Origin of the sequence: Clostridium gasigenes, assembly GCF_017348895.1 — a bacterium.
Taxonomy (GTDB): Bacteria; Bacillota; Clostridia; order Clostridiales; family Clostridiaceae; genus Clostridium; species Clostridium gasigenes.
The window spans coordinates 2105949-2132742 of sequence record NZ_CP071376.1 but is presented as its reverse complement, the minus strand read 5'-3'; the positions used below and the strand labels follow the sequence as shown (position 1 = coordinate 2132742).

Below are 26794 nucleotides of genomic sequence, written 5' to 3'. Positions count from 1 at the left end.
TAAATATCTATCCTACGCCTATACTACTATTATATTAGAACTTTCACATGGAAGTAATTACACCCCACTGTTGATCCTATACCTTTGATTTTTACTTCTTGGTTTATCAGGAATAGTATATTCTATTAATCCTTTTTCAAGTAATCGCTCTATAGCCTTTCTAATATTACCTGTTATAGATTTATACCCTAGCGCTTTAATTATTTCCTTTCTAGACATAGTATTATCTTTTAATACCTCAATGATCTTCAATTCGGTACCATTAAAACCACTTAATTTTCCATCTTGTACCTTATCTTGTACCTTATCTTGTACCTTATCTTGTACCTTATCTTTATTACCTTGAATAATCTTCGGTATAGGTATTTCTATTTTGAAAATATCATCTTCTACAAGACCCGGTTCTCTACCTGAATAAGCCTTACTATATTTATAAATATTCCTTACTCCCGAACCTAGCTCGTCTACCCATCCTATTTCCTTGAAAAATTTAGCTATCATAGGGTTTTTAGGAAATGGTGAGAATTTTTCTGGATTTATAGCTCCATGACCATGTGGCTTATTACTATTTTCAGTTATAACTACATCTCTATTAATAATAAATTTAGCTGGAAATGGATTTGCGTAATCTCTATGAATTAAAATATTAGAAATTACTTCTCTAAATATCCTATTTCTTAAACTAATTCTTTGATCATTCTCTAAGAAAAATTTATCACTTAAATGTTTTTCAACAAATACCATAAGCCTATCATAACTTTCTATTAAGTTTGTTCTAATATCATCCCTATCATCATATCTATCAATATCTTCCACTCTTAATATTGCATCAGTTCTATAATGTGGTAATACAGCTGTAATTAATTCATCCTTACCTAGTAATAATACTGCTGCTAGAGTAAAACCTTCTTTACCCGTTTGGTAATCTTTCATATATAAACCTGCGCTCTTTAACAATTCCATATCATTTAAATCTTGCCACGGATGATTGGCTCTTTGATTTACAGCTAACTTTCTTGCACGTTTTATTAGTTCAATTTTTAAATCATCTAATGTTATGAATGGGTATATTTGATTCTCGGTATACGTTCTTTGCTTTCTAAAATACATATCCGCCACCAAATTTGTATTGTTAGTTATATCAAAATCTCCATCTTCATTTCTATCAAATATTTTTCCAGAACACCTATGCACCTGCGAACTTTCTGGCACATAAATATGCAATATAACTTTTTCATCTATTTCATACTCTTCTACAGACAAATAAAAAGTTGGATTTACTTTATTAGGATTATTCATTGACGTAACGAATTCCTTTTTTATCTTATCTACGAAGTCCTTAGATATTCCTACAATACTACCATCATCTTTTGCCCCTAAAATTATTTCTCCACCATTTCTATTTAAAAATCCACATACAGTATCGAAAACATCCTTATTCAATTTTTCTTTACTTTCTTTAAACTCAATATTAATTGCTTCACCTAATTTCAGAATTTCTTTTATATTTTTAATATTCTTATCTATTTTAATCACCTCACCTATTTTCTTATTAATATATTTATATTATATACCAATAAATTATGTTATTAAACACAGTTTACACTATTTATTATTTTTTCAAAAAACCACTATATCTGCATCTATAGTGGTTTGATTTTTATATAGCTAAGTAGTTACTATTTCTATTTTTTTGTTACTGTAAATGCTTGATCCTTAAGAATTTCTATTGAACTTCCATCATAGCAACCTATTTCTATATCTTTAGAATTTCCTATTTTCATAATCTGTACAAGGTTTTCTTTATTTTTTTCATTATATTTAGTATTTAATTCATTTATTTTTTTATTCTCTTCATCAGTATATTCTTTAGAGTTCATTACTGCTTCTCCATCTGCATTTACGTATATTTGTGCAGATAGAATATTTGTCATTGTTGTATCTAAATATCTATATGAATATTTTACTACTAAATATTCACCATCAACTATACAGTTATTTATGTCTATAGACATATCTTTATTAACCTTTAGATTCATTTTTGAAAATTCTTCTACATTTATTTTAGTTGGAGCTAATTTTTCTTCAATATTTTTAATTTGTCCATTTCCATATTCACTAAACGGAATAACATGCTTATTGTAATATGGTATTATATTTAGTGTTTTTGAATTGGTATTGTTTATATAATCAAAACTATGATTTAATCTTTCTAACGTCATATCTGCATGTGAACCACTGTTACCACCTTTAACTTCTTTTCCATTATTATCAATTATCATAAAATCTATTGGATTTACACCTCCACTTTTATTCTCACCAAAACCTTTAATATTTGTTGTCAATGGTGTCATTACTATCTCTGTCAAATTAAAGTCAATCCCATTTGTATTAATTACTCTATCTAATTTTTCTACATAGGTATTTTTTCTAATGTCACTTACATCTAAAGCAAAGCTAACATTCCAATCTCCTTTTTTTCCAAACATATCTGATATTTCTATATCCATATTTAATTTTTCAGGTAATTCATTATATTCCCAACTAATATTTTTCAGGACTCTAACTGTATTTTCATCCATAACCTCCCAACTTGCACCAGCCCCTGTACTTACTGATTTTCCATTAACTTTTAATGATGTTGGAATAAGTAGTGCATCTCTAAGATTATCTTTAATACTCTCATTATTATTTTTAACTACAAAACTTAAATTTAACACATTATTATCTGCAACAGCACTTTCAAATGTTATATCTATTCCTTGGTCAGATTTAGTTTGTCCCACTGCTTGTATATAATCTTTATATTTACTATTATTATTTATTAAATTATTTTGAATTAAGTCTCCTATAATAGGTAAATTAACTGCCCAAGCTGGTTTTGCTACAACTATTGATGATGTTCCAATAATAATTACTAATGATGCAACCATAGCTACTTTTTTACTAGCTCTTCTTTTATTATTCTTAATTATATTTTCTTTTCTTATTTTATCTATTGCTAAATCTATAGTATCATCAATATTTTTTGGCACTTCAATATTATCTAAATCACTTTTAATCATCTAAATAACCCTCCTTTAGAATGGTCTTCAATTTATTCTTCGCTCTACTTAACTGTGTTTTTATAGTACTTTCTGGAATCTTAAGTATCTGACTAATTTCTACACTTGTCATATCATTAAAATACTTCATTATAACTACTACTCTATATTCCCTTTTTAACATATCAATAGCATTATATAAATCTAATTTTTCTTCCATATTACTTTTATTACTTTTATTACTTTTATTACTTAAAGGATTATCATCTTCTAAATAAACGAGCTTACTATCCTTTTCTAATGTTCTAATTGATATATTAATTAATATTCTAGTTATCCAAGTTTTAAAATATTTAGGTTCCTTTAGTTTTTTAATACTTTTAAATGCTATATAAATACACTCTTGAAGAATATCTAAAGACTTATCCCTATCTTTAACATATACAAAAGCCATTTTATATAAATAATCCTTATGAATTTTAATTAAATCACCAAAGGCATCATAATCACCTTTAATAGATTTTTTTATTAAATCTTCTTCTAACCCCTCATTATCCTTGGAGACTAAAGACCTTGTTCTAAATTTAAGTATGTTCTCCATAAATTCTCCCCTACTTCAATAGTTTAATATTTTCTTTAATCTTATAGTCATTTTTAATCAATTTCAAGTATCTAAATAATTGTTAGCTAACAACCTTTTCACTACTTAGATACCTTTATGCCCTAAATAGTTTCACTTTAGGCATTATAAAATATTTTATAATTTAATATAATAAAAAAAACATAGGATAGATATTATATTAAATATCTATCCTATGCCTATACTAATATTATTTCTTTGTTACTTTTACTTTTACAATATTAACTTCTGCATATTTAGAAACTTCTTCTTTATATGTGTCTAAGTTAATAGCTACTTTTTCTGTATCAGCTTCTTTAAATTTAACATATCCAGTTAATACAACTTCTTCATCTAGGTTTTTACCTACTTGAGCTACATCACTCTTTAAATCATAATTTAAAGCGGCTTCCTTAACTTTGGCAACTTTATATACTGGCTGCTCTTTTTTTGTAGTTTTTTCTGAATCTACTTCTGCTACTGAATATATTGTTTTAATTGATTCATCTTCGCTAGCTTTCCCTGCATTAATTACCATATGAATCATATCATCTTTAGCTATAGTTCCAGTTGTGTACGTAGTTATTTCTTTGGTTTCAACTAGATTTCCATCTTTATACTGTTCTCTAGATAATATTAAATCATAAGCTGCCTCTTCTGGTAATAACATGGATGCTATTATACTTTTATCTGGTCCATACTCTGCTGATTGTAACATAAAATCTAATACACCTTGAATTTGTTGCTTAGCTATTTTAACATCACCTTCTGGCAACTTAACTTTGCCCTTTGGCATACATCCCGCTAGTCCTAATGTTAATACTGCTGTAACTAATAATAATGATATCTTTTTAATTCTCATATTGTATTCCTCACTTATTCTTATGTTATTTTTTACACTTTTTTTTAGTATATCATATTAATACTAAATTAAATATATACTTTTCATTAATTAAAAATCGTTTTCTTTTATTTATTACTATTTATATATAATCTAGATTTTGATTAATAAAAAAACAGATATAGTACAATATTTTTTTGTACTATATCTGTTTCACTCTTTGTCTATTTTTTTGTTACTGTAAATGCCTGATCATTAAAAATTTCTATTGAACTTCCATCATAGCAACCTATTTCTATATTTTTAGAATCTCCTATTTTTACTATTCTCATAAGACCATCTCTATTACTTTCATTATATTTACTATATAAATTATTTTTTTTCTCTTCATCTTCCTCATTCCAACTCTGTACTTTTGATACATCCTCTCCATCTACATTTATATATATTTTAGCTAAGCTTGTGTTAGTCAGTTCTGTATCTAAATATCTATATGAATATTTAACTATTAGAAACTCCCCATCTACTATCCAATCATTTATATCTATTGATGCATCTTCATTTATCTTTAAGTTAAGTGGAGAGTATTCTTCTATATTTATCTTAGTTGATGCTAACTTCTTCTCAATCTCATTATTTTCTTCCATTCTATATTTATCATAAAAAGGTATTATGTTTAATTGTTTTGCATTTGTATTGTTAATATACTTACAACTTCCTTCAATTATTTTATTCACCCTACTGCTGCTACCGTCATTGCCATTATTTATAACTTCTACTCCATTTTCATCAAACATAAGGAAATTTAAATATACCTCTTTATCTTTATATTCAGCTGAATAATTAATATTTATAGTCAATGGTGTCATTGTCAATTTATCTAATTTAATATCAACTCCATCAACCTTAATTACTTTATCTAATTTTTCTACATAAGTATTCTTTGCAATTTCTTTTGTATCTAATGCAAAGTTAACGCTCCAATTTCCTTTTTTACCGTACATCTCTGATATTTCTATACCTACATCTAATTTGTCAGATACTTTATTATAATCCCAATTTATTTTTTTCAAAACTCTAATAGTATTTGCATCTATAATTTCATGACTTCCTCCAGATGATGCATTAATTTTTTCTCCATTAACCTCCAATGATGTTGGAATTACCATTGCATCTACAATATTATTCTCTATGCTTTCATTATTATTTTTAACTACAAAACTTAAATTCAACACATTATTATCCGCAATAGCACTTTCAAATGTTATATCTATGCCTTGATCTGATTTAGTTTGTCCAACTGCTTGTATATAATCTTTATATTTACTATTATTATTTATTAAATTCTTTTGAATTAAGTCTCCTATAAGAGGTATATCCATTGCCCATGCTGGTTTTGCTATAACTATTGATGATATACCAATAATAATTACTAATGATGCAACCATAGCTACTTTTTTACTAGTTCTTTTTTTAGTTTTTATTGATGCCATTAATTTTTTCTTTCCTCTTTTTCTTTCTAGTTCACTTACTTCCATTTCTTCTATTTTATTAACATCTATCTCTGTAACATCTATGTTAGCTTCATTTAACAACTCATATATATCTTTCATTTAAACTACCCCCAGCTTTAAACTTCTAGCAGATTCTTTAAGATTTTTTTTATTCCTATAAACCCTACTATCTACAGCAGATTTACTAAGCCCAAGCTTTCTTGCAATATCATCTGCCTTTACCCCTAAGAAAAACTTCATTATAAATATATCTCTATCTAAAGGCTCTAATTCATTTAATAAATTAATTACTTCACTTCTATTTTCAGCTATTAAAATTTCTTCTTCTAAAGTGTTTTTATCCTTTATTTCAATTGTATCTAAAATTATTTCCGACTTTTTTATTGATGATCTGTAATAATCTATAGCTTTAAATTTTGCTATAGCACAAACCCAATTTTTAAAGTTAACTTCATCACCTTTAAACTTATTTGAATTGTTCCAAACAGATAAAAATACGTCATTTATACATTCTTCAACTAATCCATTATCATCAAATTTTCCAATTACTTTATAAATAATACTTTTAACAAGTGGAATATACTTATCATAAACATATTCTAAAGCATGTTCATTTCCACTTTGTAGTTTCTTTATATAATTTTTCGAACTTATCCCCATATTTTTCCCCTCTTAATTTTAGCCATCTTCAAAATAGCTATTAATTTTGCATAATCCCTTTAAATATAATTTATATATAATAATATTTTATGTAAATTACATTTCATGATCTAGCTCAAACTATACTCTTTCTTCTAATAATTCATATCCAAATAAATAATAGACCAGTGTCCTTGATTATTTATTTTACTATGCCTAACTTATTTGTAAAAGCTCTTACACCCTATATAACGATCATAACAAAAAAAATTAGCAAACACTCACTTTAATAATTTTAAGTACACAAACAAAGAAGGCTATAGCAATTGTTCTGCATGCTACAGCCTTCTTTAGACATTTTAAAATAAATAATTAATTCGTATTCTTGTTATTCATTTGGAAAAATTCACACCCCTGGGGTTATATCTATAGGGTCAAAATTAATATAATCACAACTTGTCATTATATATTCTGTTCCATCTCTTCCTCCAGTTAATACATGACTTAGTGATGGGCCATGAAGATGTCCGTATATAACTTTTTCTACATTGTATTCTTTAAATATTTCTGTAAAAGCTGAATCTTCATATTTATCGTTAGTTGGAGGGTAATGTATCATTACTATGAATTTAGTATATCCAGCTTTTTTTGCTGAATCAAGAGATAATTTTATTCTTATTACTTCTCTATCATAGATTTTTTTATCTTTTTCAGTGAATCTATCTACTCCTGGGCATATCCATCCTCTTGATCCACAAATAGCATATTCTCCATAAGTATAGAAATTATTTTGAAGGAACTTTGTATTTTCATACATTTTATTTAATTTAGATATACTTCCCCACCAATAATCATGATTTCCTTTTGAAATTATTTTTTTTCCTGGAAGATCATCTATCCAATCTAAATCCCCTTTACTATCAGCTTCACTCATTGACCAAGATATATCTCCTGCAATAAGTACTGTGTCTTCTTCTGTAACTTTCTTTATCCAATTATTCTTTATTTTTTCATCGTGATTTAACCACTTATCACCAAATATATCCATTGGTTTATCTGTTGTTAAAGCAAGATGAAGGTCTGAAATAGCATATAAAGCCATTAGTTTCTCCTTACTATTCTATCTAAATCTGTTACGAATGCAATTACATGAGCAACTGCTTCATATAGTTCAGAGGGAATATCATCACCTACATTAACATTGCAAAGTAGGTCTGTTAGTTCTTTATTATACACTATTGGAACATTATTTTCCTCTGCTCTTTCAATTATATTATCAGCAATTTGTCCCATACCCACTGCGGTAACAATTGGTGCAGCACTATTTTGTTCATATTTCAAAGCTGCTGCCTTTTTTCTTTGACTCAAAATTTTCCCTCCTTACTAGTTTAATTCTTATAAATCTATTATACCTTAATATCTATGTTTGACATATTATTTTCATTAAAAAACTCTCTACAATTTGTTAAGGATACTTCATCTTCTTTTTTACTTACCTTTACGGAAATATTAAATCCTAAGGTTTTTATATTAGAAACTAGTTTTTCTTTTCCTAAATCTAATATTTTAACAAAACTATCTTCACATTTTAAATCTATATCTATTTTCTTTTCTAATACTTTTATATATCCATCAACAACTCCAAGGTTAACTGTTTTCACTGTTACAACCATTTTAACATTTGTACTATCTACTTTTTTGCCATCTTTTCTATTATCCTTAAGTATTAACCTACAAGGGTACTCTTGCTCTTTAATATTTACTGGCACATCTAAATAATAATACTCTTGATTTATTTTATTAAATAATTTTATATCACTTATATTATTTTTAATTATATCTAATATTTTTCCAGGTACTTCTCCTTCATTTTTAATACTTGATAATATACTTTTTATAATTTCTTTTCCTTCTTCAGCTTTTAATAAAATATTATTTTTAACTTCTTCTTGGAAAGAAATTTTATCCTTTATTAATCCTTTTAATACTTCTGTATTATCTAGCTTTAAATTAATAGTACTTTTATCATTTTGTGATTCATTAAGGATATTTTTACCATTTAAAGATTCATTAATTTTTTCACCTTTGACCAAGCTTCCATCTTTAATTGCTACTTCATTTTTAGGCTGATCTACTGTAATTGGCTTATCGCCATTCTCGCCTTCTGTAATCTTTAAATTAACAATATCTTTTATTTTAGTAAATTCCTCTTTTGTTAGAACTATATCTTTACCTATTACTTTTGATAATACACTTTCCAGCTCTATCTTATTAAAAGATAATTCTCCGCCTCCAAACTTTGCATCGTCCATTTTTTTATTTATATAATCATTAAGATTATTTTCAGTTTTTTGAGGGCTATTATTATATTCACCTATTTCATTCTTTAACATAGAAATAAAGCTCGCATCATCAATTTTATTTATAGCATTATAGGCCTTTTCAAAACCCTTAGTTGTAAAGTCTGAACTTCTATTATTTATTAAATCCTTTAGCTCAATGTTTAACAGCTCTTCCCCCCCACCCATTAAGGATTTAAGCACTGCTAGCACACTAACTTTATTTTGGACTGCATCGTTTTTCTCATAAGTCCCAGTTACTAATTTATTGTTTGAGTTATCTGACTTACTACTATCATTTTGTATAGTCCCAGATTTAGATTCTGAAGCTTGTATATTTTTTTCTTCTAACTTAAATTCATTTTTGTTTTCTGGATTAGATTGATTTTTATTCTCTACCTTAGTTCCATTTTTTTCTTCGACTGTAACTTTACCTTCTATACTTACAGGAATAGTTTCCTTTGCAACTTGTGCTCTACTATCTTCTCCATTTTGTATATTAACATTATTAAACTTATTATTAATATCTTTATTTTGTTTAACGTCTTCACTATTACCCATATTTTTTCCTAAGTTTAATGATTCAGCTTCAGAGATATCTATATTTTCTAGTAGATTTAGGTTTTTAAATTCACTTTTTATTTCATTTATAATATTTGAGACTTTACCCTGTCCTTTAAAAAGTTTATTATAACTGTCTATATTCTCCTTAGTAAATTCAATATCATTCTCTAAAAACAACAAGACTTCTTCCTTAGATAAGTTTTTAAATACATCTAAAAACTGTTGTAACTTTTGAGTAACCGCTTGTCCCTTTGTTGAGCTTGGATCTATCCCTCTACTTTCTAAATATTTAGAAATAAATTTTTCTATTTCCTTAGGATTTCCTTGTATCTTCTCATTAACTTGAATTAATCCCTTTACCATTTTAATATTTTCCCGAGTTAAAGGAATATCATATTTAAGCATAGCTTCTAATATTGGTATGTCTTTTTTGCTTAGACCCTCTTTAGTTATAATATCATTAAGTTCACCTTTGTTAGTCTGGTTTGCCCCATTCTCTTTATTTACAATCTTAAGCTTTAACTTCCCGTCTTCAAAACCTTCAACTTCAAATCTCTGAAAACCCTTTTCTAAAGAGTCTAAATCTCCATCTACTTCTGCCGAAAACTCCCATCCATCTGTAAGCTTAATAGAAACTTCTTTTCCATCACCTTTTTTGATAACATTACCTGAAAATTTTTCTCCAACATTAAAGGCTAACTTACTAGCTACCTTCTTGTTACTATTATTAACATTATATGAATTATTAACATTCCAAATTGCTGGCATTGTGTCCACCATCCTAGCATTTTTTACTCTTAATACACTTTCTAAAAGCAACAAACTATTATGCTTATTATTTTTTTCAAGTTCTTAATTTAACTATCGTAATTTTTTGTAATTTATTTAGCAACAGTAACAGTTTTTTGAAGCTCTATTCTACTAATTACTATTATATATTGTATTTAATTATTAATGTCATTTATTTAAATTTTATAAAATATACCAAACTCTTAATTCATTACATTTTTCCAAATTTTATACCATATATATAATTACTAATCTTAATGTTATTTTTAACTAAGGGGTAGTAAAATACATTATCCTAAGGGACTTGAAAAATGGACATATATTTACTAGGAAAGGAATTTAATTATGAATAAGAAAATACTTGTTATTGAAGATGAATCTTATATAAATGATATTCTAACTACAGCTTTAAAATCTGAAGGTTATTTAGTTAGAAGCGCTTTTAACGGCACTGAAGCTCGAGAACTATTAAATACTTTCAACCCAAACCTAACTCTACTGGATGTAAATTTACCAGATGAAAGTGGATTTGACCTATGCAAATTCATTAATAATACATATAGCATTCCAATTATAATGTTAACTGCACGAAATGATGTATTTGATAAAGTTTTAGGCCTTGAGCTTGGAGCAGATGATTATATAACAAAACCCTTTCATATAAAAGAAGTTTTAACTAGGATTAAAATTGCGCTTAGACGAATTGATAAATATGCTACTAATTCTAAATCAACCTTTATTCCACTTAATTCAATAATAAAAATTAACTATGAAAGCAGACTGGTTTACAAAAAAGATACTGAAGTTATTCTTAAACCTAAAGAATATGAGTTATTAGAATTTTTATCCCAAAACAAAAACAGAGTTTTTTCAAGAGATGAAATCTTAAATAATGTTTGGGAATTCAGCTATGATGGCGACTCCCGTACTATAGATATTCATATTAGACGATTAAGAAGTAAATTGGATATAGATGGTTTGAAATCAATTATTGAAACAGTCTTTGGAATAGGCTATGTAATGAGGTGATATTATGAAGATAAAGTTTAAACTTACCCTAGCAATTACATCTATTTTGGTAATACTTGGAGTAATACTTAATATATCAATTAAAAATGTACTAACTACAAACATGGAAATCACTATAAATAACTCCTTGAAAGAGATAATGAACAGCACTCGTGAAGCAGTAAAATATAGATTAACCCTTAACGACTCTTTAACTAAAGAAGATCTTTTATCTAGAGAATCTGATTATTTAATAAAATATATATCTTTAAATTATGAATGTATGTCTCAGCTAAATGCTATTAATGGTAACATTATTTCTACAAATATAACTGGATTTTCTGAAGAAATTGCTAAAGGTATTACATCTTCTAAAACTGGTCAAGCTACTTCAACTATAAAATATACTAAAAGTGGTATTACTAGCATAGTATCTTATCCAATTTATATTAATGGACGATATCTTGCAATATTGAATATTGCAAAGGATTATAATGAAACATATTTAGATTATACAAGTACTATTAATTTTATAACCGGTATAGAACTTATTATATTTTTCATTATGTTTCTACTATCATATTTTATAACTAATAATATAACTAAACCTATTTCAGCATTAACAGAAGCTGTTAAAGAAATTAGTAATGGTAATTATAATATTCCTATTTCATCAAAAGGAAAAGATGAAGTATCAATATTATCAAATGAATTTATTAAAATGAAAGATAAAATATCAGAGCAAATTAATACTATCGAAGCTGAAAAAGATAAAGTTTATACACTCGAGAAAAGTAGAAAGCTATTTTTTGATAATGTAACCCACGAAATAAAAACTCCACTAACTACAATTATAGGCTATTCCGAAATGATTAAAGATAATATTTCAGATGATGAAGATTTTAAAGAAAGAGCCATCGAAAGAATTCATTCTGAAAGTGAACGTCTTAATTTATTAATATTAGATTTAATGGAAGTATCTAAAGGACTTTCTACCATTAAAGAAAATAAGGTAGAAATTAATATAGAATCTTTAATTAGACAAGTTTGTGATGACATGAAAATTAAAGCTAACAAATACAGCTTAACTCTTAATATATCTACTGAGCCAGGCCTATTATTCGGACAAATAAACAAGCTCCGTGAATTACTAATTAATATAATTGATAACTCAATAAAACATACTACTGGTAATACTATTAATATTACCAGTAAATGCGAATTAAATTATTACCATATATATGTTGAAAATGAATCTAATACTATTCCAGAAAATATTTATAATTCAATATTTGAACCCTTTGTAAAAATAAATGATTTTAAAGAAAATCAAAGCCTGGGACTTGGCTTATATTTATGTAATGAGATTATAAAAGAGCACAATGGCGAAATAAATATAACAAACGGTGAGTTAATTACTGTTGAAATTAAAATTCCTTATTGCAGAAACAACTTGGAAACAACTCTATGATACTTAGAAATTTCTTTCTCATATATTAAAAATATAGAAAGAAAGGAGTGGATTTTTATGGCTAAACAATTCAAAGCAAAAAAAATAACAATATTTCTGTCATTATTATTAATTTCAACATTTGTTTCCTGTAGTAAAATAGATAAAGAAACTATACTATCACCAAATGTTACTGAGGATATAAAAGTTGAAGAAAATGAAGTTAAAGTAACTCTTGAAAAAGGTAATAGCTATTTAAATGATAATGATTTTGCAAACGCTAAATTAACCTATGAAAAAGCAACATCAATAGATAAAGTAAATAAAGATATTTATCTGCAAATAAAAGATAAATATTTAGAGCTTACTAGGTTTGATGATGCTCTTTATTTTGTGCAACTTGCACTTAATAATAATACTGATATAGATAATATGAAAATTATTTCAGATAATATTAAATCTAAATTTGAAATAACTAGTATAGATAAAAGTTTATATGAAGGTGAATCTTATACACTTCCTTCAGAATTATCAACAAAAATAAATAATGAAAATGTTAGTATACCTGTTACTTGGAATAATTCTGTTATTAATACTTCTACTGCTGGCACCTTCTCATATCTAGGCACAAATAAAGAGTATAGTAGACAATTTAGCGCTACATTAACTGTGGTTCCACCTATAGTTTCAGCTGTTGTTCCACCTGTAGTTCCACCTGTAGTGGCACCGGTAATTCCATCTGTAGTTGATGAAGAACATTGCTATGTTAAAAATATTTATAAATCTAATGGAAAAACTTATATAGATGTAGATTTAGTTGAATTTTTAAGGGGTAATGCTGCTCTTGAAGGAGCAATAAAAGATAATAATAGTAAGGTTGGTATAGACGATGATACTGGAAAGAAATTTGTACCTGACGGTTATTATATAAGAGATAACGTTCATGCAGAAATAACCTACGAAGTAAGCCAAAATTCAACATTTAATCTTGCAGAACTTCAGATTCATCCAAATTCATCATCCAATAAAGATATTCCAGTACCAGTTCCCTATGATAGATTTGAATCCTATATAAAATCAAACATTAATGGCGATTATAGATCTAATCTTTGTTTAATTAAATTCAAAAATAACGTTGTTTATGATGTAAGTTATGTGTATACTCCTTAGTTCCAAATAATTCTGTTTACTATATAAAAATATCTATATAGTATAATACTAAAACACGCATACCTGCTTTCAAAATAAAAAAAGATTTCCTAGGAACTAAATTCCTAGGAAATCTTTTTTTTATTTTATATTATTCTACTACTATTTTGTTGTAGTTTTTCTTTCCTCTTTTAAGAAGAGCTGATCCACTTTCTAAATCTGATTCTAAAAGTTCTCTTTTTATATCAGTAACTTTTTCTCCATTTAGTGATAATCCACCTTGCTGAATAAGTCTTCTACCTTCACTTTTAGATGGTATTATCTTTGTTTCTGTCATAATATCTAAAATTGATGTTCCTATCTTTTCTTTTGAAATAGTAACAGTTGGAACATCACTCATATCTGCTCCACCTTGGAACAGAGCCTCAGCTGCTGTTTTAGCCTTTGTTGCTTCTTCTTCACCGTGTACAAGTTTAGTTACTTCAAATGCAAGTACTGTTTTTGCATGGTTAATTTCAGAGCCTTCAAGTGCTGATAGTCTTCTAACTTCATCCATTGGCAGGAATGTTAATAAACTTAAACATTTTTCCACGTCTGCATCATCAACATTTCTCCAGTATTGATAGAAATCAAATGGTGATTTCTTCTTTGGATCAAGCCATAAAGCTCCCCCTACAGTTTTACCCATTTTTTGTCCTTGACTATTTGTTAATAATGTACAAGTCATTGCAAAGGAATCTTTTCTTGCTTTTCTTCTTACAAGTTCAACCCCTGCAATCATGTTTGACCATTGATCATCTCCACCTAATTGCATTTTACAGTCGTACTTTTGGTTTAAAACATAGAAGTCATATCCTTGCATTAACATGTAGTTAAATTCTAAGAATGAAAGTCCCTTTTCTAATCTTTGTTTGAAACAATCTGCTGAAAGCATTCTGTTTACTGAGAAATGTGAACCTACTTCTCTTAAGAAATCGACATAATTAAGATCAAGTAACCAATCTGCATTGTTTACTATTAATGCCTTATCATCTGTGAAATCTATGAATTTCTCCATTTGTATTTTTATAGAATCAACGTTATGTTGAATTTGTTCCTTAGTTAACATTTGTCTCATATCAGTTTTACCGCTTGGATCTCCTACCATTGCAGTTCCACCACCAAGTAGTGCTATTGGTCTATGTCCTGCTCTTTGCATATGTGCCATAAACATCATTGCAATAAAGTGACCAACATGTAAGCTGTCTGCTGTTGGGTCAAAGCCTATATAAAAAGTTATTTTCTCCCTTTCAAGCAATTCTCTTGTCTCATCTTCATGAGTAAATTGCTTTATGTAGCCACGATCTAATAACTCATCTAAAACATTAGCCATTTTCATACCTCCTACTATATTTACTCATCTTTTCTAAAATAATATATCAGTATACTAAATTACTATTTTCAAAAGATGATATACATACTATAGTATAGCTATATTATGGGAAATTATCAACTTTTTTTACCTATTATCTCTACTTAATAATGTTCTTTATCTATCTAAAGAAGCCAAAAATAAATAACAAGTCAGTATGCTAGCCTATTTCGCATCATACTTTCTAAGTAGAACCCGCTGATAGTACATATCAATGGGTTCTGTCTCCTTCCTTGACGTAAAATATCCTATAATATTTGACTTGCTATTTTGTTTCATCTCTCTAAATGTGAACTTATTACTTTATTTTTCCCAGCATATTTTGCTTTATACAATAGCTTGTCTGCTGAGTTTATTATTTCTAATAAGTTATTACCATCTTGTGGATAGAAGCTCAACCCAAAACTAGCAGTTATATGTTTAGTAATTCCTTCTCTCTCTACTATGCTAAACTCTACAGCTTTTCTAATTCTCTCTACTCTAGAAAACACCTTATCTTCATCTTCTGCGTCATCTATGTATATTATAATTTCCTCTCCACCATATCTAGCTATTATATCTCCATAACTTAATTTTCCTCTAATTAATGTTGTAGTGTTTATTAAGACTGTATCACCAAATTGATGCCCTAAAGTATCATTAACAGTTTTAAAATCATCTAAATCAATCATTATAATTGCATATTTTTTACTTGCTTCCTTTTCTTCTTTTATTTTATTTTCTATAATTTCAAAGAAAGTCTTTCTATTATATATGCCTATTAGAGGATCAACCTTTGCAGCATTTTTAATTTCCCTATAAAGGATTGAATTCTCTATAGCTATTGCTATTTGATTAGATATAGCGTTCACAAATATTTCGTGATCTCCATTAAAAAAATTGTTATGCGTATGGTCTAAAATTATATATCCTATAAACTTATCTCTTATTTTTATTGGTACTCCCATTCTAGAATGAATTTCTATTCCACTCTTAACAATTTGTTTACATATCATAATTGCCTGATTTGAATTTATTGTGAAAGTTTGATGTTCTTTCATATATTTCTTACATTGCCCTGTTAACCAAGCAGTTCCTTTACCCCCATTAGTAGCTTTAACTACTAATTCATTATCTTCTAATATATATATAGTACAATGTGTTACCCCTAAAATCCCTATTATCATATCATTTATCATCGGAATTAAATTTTCATTACTTAAAAATGAATTAACATAATTACTTACTTCAACAATATTAGAAAGTGCATTTAAACTTTTCTCTAATTTCATATTAGACTCACTTAGTTGTTGAATTTTACCTTCAGTTACTTGCTGATACATTTGAAATTCCATCTTAATATCTTTATAATTTAAATCCTCTTCTCCCATAATTAATCCCCTACCTTTAAAAACCAAAATAGTATAAGTACATTTAACTATAACTATTAACCACTTTTCTTATTAATAACATTTATATTTTAATATATTTATATAAAGTAATATTAATACCCCTTTATTAATATTACTTTATTTACCTTTCAATTTCAACATTTTTTTCCATCTCTTTTATTATTAGGGTTTTTTTTTAACGCTGAGGATAATAACAAGTCAAATATTCTTACTATTTACAAACTATTTTTAACTGTTCCACTTCCATCAATCATTAAATTTATATTTAGTTCTAATTTTGTTTTAGAAAGTGGGTTTTCTATTACTTTATGGGGATATTTTATTTCTATTAATCTCTCAATATTAAATATATCTAAATCTTCGGTTTTATATTTTTCAAATACTTCAGTTAAACGACTCTTTATCTCTTCTTCTTTATTATCCTTTATATAATCTAAAAGATCTTTATCTAATATCAAATTCCCTTGGGCTTCTCCTATAGATACTCTCATATCTATATCTTTTATTAATTTTATATTTTCACCATCATATTCTATGTCACTTATTGTATTGCTTTCTAAAATTTCTAAAGTTATGAACCCATCTTGAGACTGTGGATTAGCCATTTCTAGAGTTCCTCCCTTTACCTCATTAATTAAGAAGTTATAACTTAAACTATCTTTTGCCTCAATTCTTTTAATTAAAACATTATCTTTCATTATGGCTCCACCATTAATTTCTACTTTTTTATCAAGAACATCTTTTCTTATTTGTATAACGCCAAGTATATTAGTATTACTTCCCATTAATGACTCATTTAAATATTCATTAACATTTTCCTCCATGGCCCTTGGGTTATATTTATTTTTATGAGATAAATCATTTAAATATAAACCTAAATATTCTTCATCTCCTGAGGTTATTTCTAGTAAATCTTGTACATTACCATAATATACAAACATACTAGGCTTTATTTGAAATTGTTGATTATTGTTTATTAAATCCAAATATTTTTTTATACCACCTCTAGCCGCTTTTTCTGTAAATATATAGGCTCTACTTTGGCTATAGTTAATATTAAAACTTGATGCTACACTTATATCCCTTATTGATTCTAATGTTGTTTTTCCAACACCTTTATAAATTATACGTCTACCTTTATCTGAACTCTCATTTGTGCTCCTGTAAGGCTTTATACAATCAAGGTATACTACTGCATTTCCAAAATCATCAGTATCAAATATAACACTTGTTGCAAATGTTACTTTATTTATATCTTGATAATTAAAACAGCCAGTCAATATTAATGGAATTAGAAGTATTATAAAAACTTTAATTAATTTTTTCATTTTCGTTTACCTCTTCCTATAATATTTTGTGAAATTTTTGTTAGATGACCTCTAAGAATTATATCCTTAAACTTATATTCTTCTATGCTTCCAACTGGGAAAAGATAAGGATATCCTACTGAGTCTAATTGTGCTATTTGTGTTAATAAAATCATTTGCCCTGCTATAAGACCTGGCAATCCAAAAAGTGCTGCAAATATCACTAGTACCATTGCCCAAAATGATACTGCTCCATAAAGTTTTGGAATTAGGAAATAACTTAAAGTGCTTATTGCAACAATTATTATTGTTACCCTTGATGCAAGCCCAGCTCCTACTGCTGCATCACCTAAAATCAATCCTGCAACTATACTCATAGCTCCGCCAATTGGTTTTGGCATCCTAAGTCCTGCCTCTTTTATTAGTTGGAATGCAAGCATCATTATTATTACTTCTAAAACTGTTGGAAATGGAACACCTGCCCTTGATACCGCTAATCTAAATATAAATAATGATGGTATCATTGAAAAATGATACGTGATAGTCGCTACGTAAATTCCTGGTGCAAATGCTGCTATAAAAAATGCCATCCATCTTAATATTCTATTTAAATTTGTATAATGTTTATTTAAATAATAATCGTCTGGCATCTGGAAGTTTTCTAAAAAGAAATAAGGAACAGTAATAACAAAAGGTGTTCCATCTACAATTACTCCAACTCTTCCTTCTAATAATTTTGCAGATACTTCATCAGGTTTTTCTGTATATCCTACAGTATCAAAAAAGCTCTCTTGCTTTTTAAGGCTTGCTTCTATATAGTTTGTATCCAATATAAATCTTATATCTAAATTTTTAATTGTTTCTTTTACTTGTTTTATTATTTCCGCTGGTGCAATTCCTTTAATATAAGTTATAGCTACTGCTGTTTGAGTTTTTTCTCCTACTATTAATGTTTCAAATTTTAAATCTGGGTTTTTAATCCTTCTTCTAATTAATGCTACATTATCTACTATAAGTTCATTAAACCCTTCCCTTGGACCCTTTAAAACTGATTCAGTTTCTGGAATTCCAACTCCTCTTCTTGGAAAGTTTTTAGCTTCACAATAAATAATTTCTTCGAAATCATCAAAAACAACTATAGGATCTCCAGATAATACATGAGTAATTGCATCATCTTTATCTTTTGCAATTCCACTTGCATTTAGATCTATAAGTTTTTCAACTACATCATTTGGAGTTTTTACATTACTCTTTGCTCCTTCTATATCTCCATGACCTCTTAATGGAAGAATTACATATTCACTTATTGCATTTGCCCCTGATAAATCATCAATAAATATTAAAGTTGCCTTTCCTAGTACAGTATCAATTCTTCTGTTTTTTACATCAAAAGAATCTTTTAGTCTTTCTTCAATATATTTTAAATCATTCACTTTCTCACCTCATCTAAGAATATTATTCCACAAACGAGGTTTAATATTCACTTTTTTGCTAATACTAGTTATATAAAGCACTTGAAAGAAAATAATAGTAGAGTCTGCTATTATTTTCTTTTATAAGGCACTTTTAAAAAATAATTACCTATCAAATTAGTCTATTATTTTTTTAAAGTTCCTAAAGAGCTGAAATTAATTTATGAGGTGGAAAAAAATGAACAAATTATCTGCGAAACATTTTATATTCTTTATTATTGGAGTGGCTTTTATATCTTTAAAAACCTACCCTTCCATCTTTATTAATTTAGGAGGAAGAGATACTTGGATTTGTGCATTAGTTGCTTCTTTAATTTTTATTCTCTATGTTTCTTACATAATTAATATTTGCACCGTTACTAATACATATAATATAAATCATATTTTCAAGTCCTCATTACCTAAACTATTAGGTAATGTATTTTTATTTGTATTTGCTCTTGGATTATTTTTAGCCTCACTAGAAGTTGCAACCGTAGAGGCTAATGCTATACATTCAACTTTCTTTATAGAAACACCGGTATGGTATGTATTAATATTCTTTCTTCTACCATCAGTATTCTTACTTTTAAAAAATATAAGAACACTACTTATATTTATTTTAATTAGCCTTTCATCACTTTTATTTAATGAAATATTATTTTTTGTTTTAACACAAAAATATAAAAATATAGATTATATGTTACCTGTATTATCTTCTGGTATAACTAAAGATTTTATAATTACTACATTACTTATATTAGGTTCTATGTGTTCTTTTGTAATAGTTCTACCTTTCCTTAAAAATGTAAAAGAAACTAAATCCATAAAAAAGCATAGTATTACTGCTGCAATCATTGTTTCTATAATTGTTGTGATTTCAATACTAGAAGTTATTACTTTTTTTGGACCACTAAGAGGTTCAAACATATTTTATCCAGAATTTATTATGGGTCAAAGAATTGAACTTGCAGGTTTTTTAGAATTTGGAGAATTATTTTTCTTATATCAAACTGTAGTTGGAAGCTTTATAAAGTATATATTGTGTTCCTATGGGATAATGCTTATATATGAAAAATATATTTCATACAAAAAAGTATTCATCCTACTATATACTTCAATTATATTTGCACTTGGAACTATAATTGGAAGAAGTAATCTTTTATTATATGATTTATTAAAATACTATCAAATAATTAATCTACTATTATTCTTAGTACTTCCATTAATAATTTTTACTCTTCATTATTTAAAAACAAATAATAAAAAGTCTAAGAGAGCCAAAAGAAAATAACGAGTTAAATATTCTGTGGATGTTGCAAAAGGATTTTTAAAATCATCTTGCAGCATCCTCTTTTTTTTAAAAGGTACATACTTTGATTTTATTGACATAAAAATCCGAAAATTCTATAATGGATATAGTAGTTTTAATAAATTTAAAACTTTACGGAGATTCAAATAAATAAACTAACCTACTTACTTGATATTTTTTTGGATATCTACTAAATCACTATACTAATTATAGTGAAAATGAAAGGAGTGTCTTTTTTGGATAATACTATAGAAAAGAAAAAGGTTATATTTAGCGGAATAAAGCCTTCTGGGGAATTAACCCTTGGAAACTACTTAGGAGCAATAAAAAATTGGGTAACTCTTCAAAATGAATATGAATGTTATTTTTGTATAGCTGATTTACATGCTATAACTGTTAAACAAGAGCCTAAAGATTTAAGAAAAAGAACTTTAGATCTTTTAGCAATATATATAGCTTGTGGAATTAACCCAAAAGAAAATACATTGTTTATACAATCCCATGTTCCTGCGCACAGTGAGGCTTCATGGTTATTAACATGTTCTACATATATGGGCGAACTTAGTAGAATGACTCAATATAAAGACAAATCCCAAAAATCTGGAGACTCAATCTCAGCAGGGTTATTTAACTATCCAGTTTTAATGGCTGCTGATATACTTTTATATAACTCTGATTTAGTTCCAGTTGGAATAGATCAAAGACAACATCTAGAACTTGCTCGTGATATTGCAAATAGATTTAACAATACTTATAGCGATACATTTGTAATTCCAGAAGGATATACACCAAAAGAAGGTGCTAAAATAATGGATTTACAAAATCCTAGCAAAAAGATGTCTAAATCAGAAGAAAATCCTAACTGCTATATACTTATAATGGATAAACCAGAGGTTATAAGAAAGAAAATTTCAAGAGCAGTTACTGATAGCATAGGTGTAGTAAACTATACAGATGAACAACCAGGTGTTAAAAACCTAATTAATATAATTTGCGCTATAAAGGGTGTTTCTCCAGAAGAAGTTGTTGAAAGCTTTATAGGAAAAGGATATGCAGACTTTAAAAGTGAGGTTGCAACAATAATAGTTAATGAGTTAGCCCCTGTTCAGGAAAAAATTAATGAACTTCTAGGGGATAAAAAACAACTTGAAGAAATATATAAAGAAGGAGCAGCAAAAGCTTCTTACACTGCAAATAAAACTCTAAGAAAAATGCAAAAGAAAATAGGATTAATTCCACGCTAATTAAAAGGCATTAAGTAATTATTTATTACTTAATGCCTTTTAATTATCTATATTAGTAAAAACACTTATTTATTTTTACTATTTATCTTTTCATATAACTTATTTATATCATTAAATATAGTATTAGATTCAAAATTTTCCCTAGCAAATTTTTTACCTTTTCTACCCATTTCAATTCTTAGATCCTCATTTATAATTAACTTTTCTAAACATTCTACTAATGAATTAACATCTTTCTTTTTACACATTAGCGATGTTTGTCCTATTATAGTAGTTTCTTCAAAAGCCTCTATATCCGATACTACTACAGGAATTCCACAAGCCTGTGCTTCTAGAACTGTAACCCCAAAACTCTCAGATAAGGATGGCACTGCTGCTATATGCATTTTATTATAAAATTCTCCTATTTTCTCTAATGGCATTGTTCCTAGGAACTTAATTTTCTTTTCTAAACCTAATTTTATAACTAAATCTTTTAATATTTTTTCTTGTGTTCCTTTTCCTATTATATATAAATTTATTTTTTTATCTGGATATTTATTAACTATAACATTAAATGAATTTATTAAATAATCGATTCCGTAAACTTTTTCTAAAGACTTCACTATGCCTATGTTTACTTCATCATTACTTCTTTCTTCTTTATCATTAAATATATTAATATCAATTCCAAAAGGGGTAATATAAATATTTTTATTAGTATATTTTTTAGCTTCTCTTGCCATATACTCTGATGTTGAAAAAATCTCATCAGCTTTTTTAAAATTATATTTTAATATACTCTTTTGAATTAAACCTTCTTTAGGAAATAATAATACATCACTTCCCCATAGAGATATAACATATGGATGATAATTGCATAATGCTCCAAATAATCCATAACTAGACGCATAATGAGCATGTAATATATCCGGATTTATTTGTTTAACCAATTTTCTAATTTTTATAATTTTTTTAAGATATCCTATTTTATCTGAACTATTTTCTTTTTGTGATACTGAATTATCTATATCTAAACTGTGAACAGTAACTCCTTCTATTTCTCCAGATCTTAGAGATATAACATGAATTTCATATCCCTTTCCTAAGAAATACTTACACCACTTTTCAGTATGTTGACTCTTTATATCTGCTAAATAGCATATTTTCATCTATCTTCACCATCTCTTATTCTATTAATAATATATCTATTATTATATACTATAACTATAAAAATTTACAATTATTCTTTTCCGAGTTTTAGTTACATTAAAATCAAATATCATACTTAATTTGCTATTTATTTTAATGACTACTCCTTCCTTTTAAATACTTAATTAAACAAATTTAATAATATATAATTATATATTATTGACATCAAATCCCCAAAAAACTATAATTAAAATAAACTGTTCCTATGAAAGGTTGTAGACTTATGAATTTATATGGAAAGCTAAATAATATTTTATTATTATTATTCATTTTATTATCTCCTATTCTTCCAACATACGGAAAGCTAAATTCAGATTTGATAATTTATATGTTATTATTTTTACAAATTATTGGGCTTATATTTATTAAAGACGAAAGAAATCAAACCATAACAAATTTCAAAAAAATATTAAAGGATAAAATGTTTTTAACTTTAATATTCCTTAATATAATTATGTACACATCTGCTTTTGTGGCATTAGATAAAAGAATTTCTATTACTCATAGTATTCGTTTTAGTTTTTATTTATTTATATTCTATGTAATATCCTATAAAATTACTACTAAAAAAAATATTAAAATAGTTTTGAATACTTTTATTTTTACTTCAGGTCTAATTGGAGTAATTACACTTATTCAAGTAATTACTATAAAATTAACAGGTGCTAATATAGATCTTTTTCATAGAGTTTCTTCCACTTTGGAAAATCCTAATAATCTAGGAGCATACAGCATTTTTTCTATATTCATTTGTATAATGCTATTGATAAACTCTAAAGAAAGAGTTTCAAAAAATATATATGGAAGTCTTGTTATTATTCTATTATCTAATATAATAATATCACAATCTAGAAATGCCTTATTAGCACTCATTTTGGGTGTTTTACTTATTTCTATATTATATGATAAGAGATATATTATTTTCTCTGCTATACTCCCTATAATTCTTTTTATAATACCTCAAAGCAGAGTAAGACTTTTAGGTATATTTGATTTTTCTCAAAATAGCTCTAGAATTAAAATATGGAAAATAACAGAAATAATGATTAAAAACAAACACGAACTATTTGGTATAGGTTATGAAAATTTCGGATTAAATTATCCAATCTATGTAAACAGTAATCCGGATTATTTTGTAAGGGAGAGTTTGCAAGCTGTTCATCCACATAATATTTTTCTTAAATTCCAAGTTGAACTTGGAGTTTTTGGAACCATTGCTTTTATTGCTTTTCTTATAGTATCAATGTTTACCCTTTATAAACTTATAAATTCAACTGATGATAAGTTTAGCAAATCAATTTTCATTGGTATAACTATAAGCTTTTTAGTTTTTCAATTTATGAATTTAATAGATAGTTACTACGGTTCCCCTAAAGTAATAATTTCAATGTTTATTATTTTAGCAATTGCCAATAGTTATAAACATATAAAAAAATCTAACTACTACTCAGCATTATAAATTTAGAGATATGAAACTAACTAATCTATTTTTTAAGATGCCTTTAATTGTTAATATAATAAAACCTATGTTATGATTTCATAACATAGGTTTTATTTTTTCATATACCTAAGGATATTAAATGAACTTATTTATTTTCCCAAGGTTTTGAATTTAAATATTCTATAAATGGTTCTCTTAATTCTTCTCTCTTCATTGCATACTCAACTGTCGCTTGTAAAAATCCAAGCTTATCTCCAACATCATATCTTCTGCCTTCAAAGTTATAGGCATACATTGCCTCATTTGATATCAATGTTTTTAAAGCATCAGTTAATTGAATTTCTCCACCTTTTCCTGGCTTTGTATGTTCTAATATATCAAATATTTGTGGTGTTATTATATATCTTCCTAAAATTGCTACATTACTTGGAGCATCTTCAAGTGATGGCTTTTCAACTAAATCCTTTACTTTATAAACTCTATCTTCTATATGAATTCCATCAACTATTCCATATTTATTAACATCTGTAGCTGGTACCGTTTGTACTCCTAGTATAGAAGTCTTATATTCACTAAAGCAATCAATTAACTGTTTTAAACATGGCTTTTCACTATCAACGATATCATCACCTAGCAATACTGCAAAAGGCTCATTGCCAACAAATGCCTTAGCACAATAAATAGCATGACCAAGCCCCTTAGGTTCCTTCTGTCTTATATAATGAATATCTACCATATCTGATATATCTTTAACTAATTCTAATAAGTCTTCCTTACCACTTTTAGCTAATTCCATTTCTAGTTCTATTGATTTATCGAAATGATCTTCAATACATTTTTTATTTCTTCCTGTAATAATTAGAATTTCTTCAATTCCTGATGCTATAGCTTCCTCTATTATGTACTGTATAGTTGGTTTATCAACTATAGGTAACATTTCCTTAGGTTGAGCTTTAGTCGCTGGTAAAAACCTTGTACCAAGGCCAGCTGCTGGTATAATAGCTTTTCTTACTTTCATAAATTTAACTCCTCTCTTCACACTGATTATACATAAGCGATTTTCAAAAAATAACTAGTCAAATTCAAGTCTATTCATTTTGAAAACGCCCTATACATAATATTAATACTTACCTTAATATTACCATAATTAAAAACTTTTTCAATGAAATACTACTTTATAATTATGATTATCTTATTGTTTTTATAAATTCTATATATTTAGTATGATTAATAGCAAAATTACCCGAAACACGCTCTTTATCTTCTAAACTTCTAGTAACAACCGATCCTAAACTTATACTACATTTTTCACCAATTGTTAACCCATTAGATATTATTGCTCCAAGTCCAATCCAGCAATCTGCCCCAACTATAGTTCTCCCACCTATAGTAGTATTAGATGCAATTAGATTTCTTTCACCAATTTTAACTCCATGTTCAATATGCACAAAGTTATCAAGCTTTGTATAATCTCCAATTACAGTATTATCCCATGTGTATAAAGCCTTATCAATACAACTATTATATTGAACCTCTACAAATTCGCCTATTTTAACCCCTCCTGTGTGAACAACGTTCATTATAATTCCATCAACCCTTTTATATTCATAACCTTCTCCACCTAAAATACAACCTGCTCTTATAATTGAATTATCCCCAATTATAGTATTCTCTCTAATAACTACAAACTCTTCTATCTTAACATTATTCCCTATTATCACATTTTTATCACTTATTGATGCTAATTTACTTATTAAGCAATTTTCACCTATTGTAGTCTCAAATTCTTTTCTAATATAATCATTGCTATTTGTTAGTTTATTATGTAATTTAAAATAAGCCATTCTTGGAACGGCTGCAATTAATATTCCATATCTCCCCTTTAACTTTTCTCCAATTTCTTTAGTAGTTATAAGGCAAGTTATATTATCACCTAACCCTTCAATATACTTTTCATTTTCAATAAAAGAAAGTAATTCTTCTTCGCATTTAGAAACTGCTAATCCCATAGATGTAAAATTTCCATCATTTAAAAGTATAGCTCCTTCAATCAATTCACAAATATTGCTTAATTTCATATTAATCAACCC

General features: G+C 27.1%; 22 protein-coding genes. 6 read left to right on the top strand and 16 right to left on the bottom strand.

What is annotated here, in order from left to right; all coding sequences use genetic code 11:
• Window positions 1-57: 57 nt before the first annotated feature.
• The 9 genes from J1C67_RS10010 to J1C67_RS09970 form a co-directional block, all read right to left on the bottom strand.
• Window positions 58-1536 (bottom strand): RNA-binding domain-containing protein, encoded by a 1479-nt coding sequence (locus tag J1C67_RS10010; RefSeq protein WP_244980242.1) that lies wholly within the window; start codon window positions 1534-1536, stop codon window positions 58-60.
• Window positions 1537-1685: 149 nt separating this feature from the next.
• Window positions 1686-3065, bottom strand: a complete 1380-nt coding sequence (locus J1C67_RS10005) for a DUF4179 domain-containing protein (RefSeq protein WP_167866689.1) — start codon at window positions 3063-3065, stop codon at window positions 1686-1688.
• A complete protein-coding gene (locus J1C67_RS10000; protein WP_167866688.1) occupies window positions 3058-3645 on the bottom strand; it encodes a sigma-70 family RNA polymerase sigma factor in 588 nt (195 codons plus the stop codon). The genes J1C67_RS10005 and J1C67_RS10000 overlap by 8 nt, the downstream gene beginning before the upstream one ends.
• Window positions 3646-3874: 229 nt before the next feature.
• Window positions 3875-4525, bottom strand: a complete 651-nt coding sequence (locus tag J1C67_RS09995) for a hypothetical protein (protein ID WP_167866687.1) — start codon at window positions 4523-4525, stop codon at window positions 3875-3877.
• Window positions 4526-4728: 203 nt separating this feature from the next.
• The gene (locus J1C67_RS09990; RefSeq protein WP_167866686.1) at window positions 4729-6117 is read right to left on the bottom strand and encodes a DUF4179 domain-containing protein; all 1389 of its coding nucleotides are present in this window, start codon (window positions 6115-6117) and stop codon (window positions 4729-4731) included.
• Entirely contained in the window at window positions 6118-6678 is a 561-nt protein-coding gene (locus tag J1C67_RS09985; RefSeq protein ID WP_167866685.1) for a sigma-70 family RNA polymerase sigma factor, read from the bottom strand.
• 385 nt (window positions 6679-7063) lie between these two features.
• The gene (locus tag J1C67_RS09980; protein ID WP_167866684.1) at window positions 7064-7759 is read right to left on the bottom strand and encodes a metallophosphoesterase; all 696 of its coding nucleotides are present in this window, start codon (window positions 7757-7759) and stop codon (window positions 7064-7066) included.
• Window positions 7759-8025: an EscU/YscU/HrcU family type III secretion system export apparatus switch protein gene (locus J1C67_RS09975; RefSeq protein WP_089970267.1), complete on the bottom strand. Its 267-nt coding sequence runs from the start codon at window positions 8023-8025 to the stop codon at window positions 7759-7761. Before J1C67_RS09975 ends, J1C67_RS09980 begins: the two co-directional genes overlap by 1 nt.
• Before the next feature lie 38 nt (window positions 8026-8063).
• Window positions 8064-10328: a hypothetical protein gene (locus tag J1C67_RS09970; protein ID WP_167866683.1), complete on the bottom strand. Its 2265-nt coding sequence runs from the start codon at window positions 10326-10328 to the stop codon at window positions 8064-8066.
• Window positions 10329-10694: 366 nt separating this feature from the next.
• Between J1C67_RS09970 and J1C67_RS09965 the strand changes: the two genes are divergently transcribed.
• Genes J1C67_RS09965 through J1C67_RS09955 form a run of 3 tightly spaced genes read left to right on the top strand, consistent with a single transcriptional unit; the run spans window position 10695 to window position 13977 of the window.
• Complete coding sequence (locus J1C67_RS09965) at window positions 10695-11378, top strand: response regulator transcription factor (RefSeq protein ID WP_167866682.1); 684 nt, start codon at window positions 10695-10697, stop codon at window positions 11376-11378.
• A gap of 4 nt (window positions 11379-11382) precedes the next feature.
• Entirely contained in the window at window positions 11383-12828 is a 1446-nt protein-coding gene (locus J1C67_RS09960) for a sensor histidine kinase (RefSeq protein WP_167866681.1), read from the top strand.
• Between the two features lie 57 nt (window positions 12829-12885).
• A complete protein-coding gene (locus J1C67_RS09955) occupies window positions 12886-13977 on the top strand; it encodes a tetratricopeptide repeat protein (protein ID WP_167866680.1) in 1092 nt (363 codons plus the stop codon).
• A gap of 130 nt (window positions 13978-14107) precedes the next feature.
• Here the strand turns inward: J1C67_RS09955 and tyrS are convergent, their stop codons facing one another.
• The 4 genes from tyrS to J1C67_RS09935 all read right to left on the bottom strand — a co-directional run bounded on the left by tyrS (window position 14108) and on the right by J1C67_RS09935 (window position 19498).
• The gene (gene tyrS, locus J1C67_RS09950) at window positions 14108-15328 is read right to left on the bottom strand and encodes a tyrosine--tRNA ligase (protein ID WP_167866679.1); all 1221 of its coding nucleotides are present in this window, start codon (window positions 15326-15328) and stop codon (window positions 14108-14110) included.
• 314 nt (window positions 15329-15642) lie between these two features.
• Window positions 15643-16737 carry a sensor domain-containing diguanylate cyclase gene (locus J1C67_RS09945; RefSeq protein ID WP_089970248.1) on the bottom strand — a complete coding sequence of 365 codons (1095 nt, stop codon included), beginning with the start codon at window positions 16735-16737 and terminating at the stop codon, window positions 15643-15645.
• 236 nt (window positions 16738-16973) lie between these two features.
• Window positions 16974-18086: a Ger(x)C family spore germination protein gene (locus J1C67_RS09940; protein WP_167866678.1), complete on the bottom strand. Its 1113-nt coding sequence runs from the start codon at window positions 18084-18086 to the stop codon at window positions 16974-16976.
• Window positions 18083-19498 carry a spore germination protein gene (locus J1C67_RS09935; protein WP_167866677.1) on the bottom strand — a complete coding sequence of 472 codons (1416 nt, stop codon included), beginning with the start codon at window positions 19496-19498 and terminating at the stop codon, window positions 18083-18085. The genes J1C67_RS09940 and J1C67_RS09935 overlap by 4 nt, the downstream gene beginning before the upstream one ends.
• Window positions 19499-19715: 217 nt before the next feature.
• On the opposite strand from J1C67_RS09935, the gene J1C67_RS09930 reads away from it, so the two are divergent.
• A complete protein-coding gene (locus tag J1C67_RS09930; RefSeq protein WP_167866676.1) occupies window positions 19716-20810 on the top strand; it encodes an endospore germination permease in 1095 nt (364 codons plus the stop codon).
• 236 nt (window positions 20811-21046) lie between these two features.
• The gene (gene trpS, locus J1C67_RS09925; RefSeq protein WP_167866675.1) at window positions 21047-22072 is read left to right on the top strand and encodes a tryptophan--tRNA ligase; all 1026 of its coding nucleotides are present in this window, start codon (window positions 21047-21049) and stop codon (window positions 22070-22072) included.
• Between the two features lie 65 nt (window positions 22073-22137).
• On the opposite strand, the gene J1C67_RS09920 is transcribed toward trpS, so the two are convergent.
• Window positions 22138-23223 (bottom strand): glycosyltransferase, encoded by a 1086-nt coding sequence (locus J1C67_RS09920; protein WP_167866674.1) that lies wholly within the window; start codon window positions 23221-23223, stop codon window positions 22138-22140.
• 263 nt (window positions 23224-23486) lie between these two features.
• On the opposite strand from J1C67_RS09920, the gene J1C67_RS09915 reads away from it, so the two are divergent.
• A complete protein-coding gene (locus J1C67_RS09915; protein WP_167866673.1) occupies window positions 23487-24722 on the top strand; it encodes an O-antigen ligase family protein in 1236 nt (411 codons plus the stop codon).
• A gap of 127 nt (window positions 24723-24849) precedes the next feature.
• Here J1C67_RS09915 and galU read toward each other — a convergent pair whose 3' ends face one another.
• Window positions 24850-25722, bottom strand: a complete 873-nt coding sequence (gene galU / locus J1C67_RS09910; protein WP_167866672.1) for a UTP--glucose-1-phosphate uridylyltransferase GalU — start codon at window positions 25720-25722, stop codon at window positions 24850-24852.
• A 169-nt stretch (window positions 25723-25891) separates the two neighbouring features.
• Entirely contained in the window at window positions 25892-26782 is an 891-nt protein-coding gene (locus J1C67_RS09905; RefSeq protein ID WP_167866671.1) for a UDP-3-O-(3-hydroxymyristoyl)glucosamine N-acyltransferase, read from the bottom strand.
• Window positions 26783-26794 lie beyond the last annotated feature (12 nt).

Coding starts and splice junctions, on each gene's coding strand:
- J1C67_RS10005 (WP_167866689.1), bottom strand. CDS start 3,065: ATGATTAAAAGTGATTTAGATAATATTGAAGTGCCAAAAAATATTGAT.
- J1C67_RS10000 (WP_167866688.1), bottom strand. CDS start 3,645: ATGGAGAACATACTTAAATTTAGAACAAGGTCTTTAGTCTCCAAGGAT.
- J1C67_RS09995 (WP_167866687.1), bottom strand. CDS start 4,525: ATGAGAATTAAAAAGATATCATTATTATTAGTTACAGCAGTATTAACA.
- J1C67_RS09990 (WP_167866686.1), bottom strand. CDS start 6,117: ATGAAAGATATATATGAGTTGTTAAATGAAGCTAACATAGATGTTACA.
- J1C67_RS09985 (WP_167866685.1), bottom strand. CDS start 6,678: ATGGGGATAAGTTCGAAAAATTATATAAAGAAACTACAAAGTGGAAAT.
- J1C67_RS09980 (WP_167866684.1), bottom strand. CDS start 7,759: ATGGCTTTATATGCTATTTCAGACCTTCATCTTGCTTTAACAACAGAT.
- J1C67_RS09970 (WP_167866683.1), bottom strand. CDS start 10,328: ATGCCAGCAATTTGGAATGTTAATAATTCATATAATGTTAATAATAGT.
- J1C67_RS09965 (WP_167866682.1), top strand. CDS start 10,695: ATGAATAAGAAAATACTTGTTATTGAAGATGAATCTTATATAAATGAT.
- J1C67_RS09960 (WP_167866681.1), top strand. CDS start 11,383: ATGAAGATAAAGTTTAAACTTACCCTAGCAATTACATCTATTTTGGTA.
- J1C67_RS09955 (WP_167866680.1), top strand. CDS start 12,886: ATGGCTAAACAATTCAAAGCAAAAAAAATAACAATATTTCTGTCATTA.
- tyrS (WP_167866679.1), bottom strand. CDS start 15,328: ATGGCTAATGTTTTAGATGAGTTATTAGATCGTGGCTACATAAAGCAA.
- J1C67_RS09945 (WP_089970248.1), bottom strand. CDS start 16,737: ATGGGAGAAGAGGATTTAAATTATAAAGATATTAAGATGGAATTTCAA.
- J1C67_RS09940 (WP_167866678.1), bottom strand. CDS start 18,086: ATGAAAAAATTAATTAAAGTTTTTATAATACTTCTAATTCCATTAATA.
- J1C67_RS09930 (WP_167866676.1), top strand. CDS start 19,716: ATGAACAAATTATCTGCGAAACATTTTATATTCTTTATTATTGGAGTG.
- trpS (WP_167866675.1), top strand. CDS start 21,047: ATGAAAGGAGTGTCTTTTTTGGATAATACTATAGAAAAGAAAAAGGTT.
- J1C67_RS09920 (WP_167866674.1), bottom strand. CDS start 23,223: ATGAAAATATGCTATTTAGCAGATATAAAGAGTCAACATACTGAAAAG.
- J1C67_RS09915 (WP_167866673.1), top strand. CDS start 23,487: ATGAATTTATATGGAAAGCTAAATAATATTTTATTATTATTATTCATT.
- galU (WP_167866672.1), bottom strand. CDS start 25,722: ATGAAAGTAAGAAAAGCTATTATACCAGCAGCTGGCCTTGGTACAAGG.
- J1C67_RS09905 (WP_167866671.1), bottom strand. CDS start 26,782: ATGAAATTAAGCAATATTTGTGAATTGATTGAAGGAGCTATACTTTTA.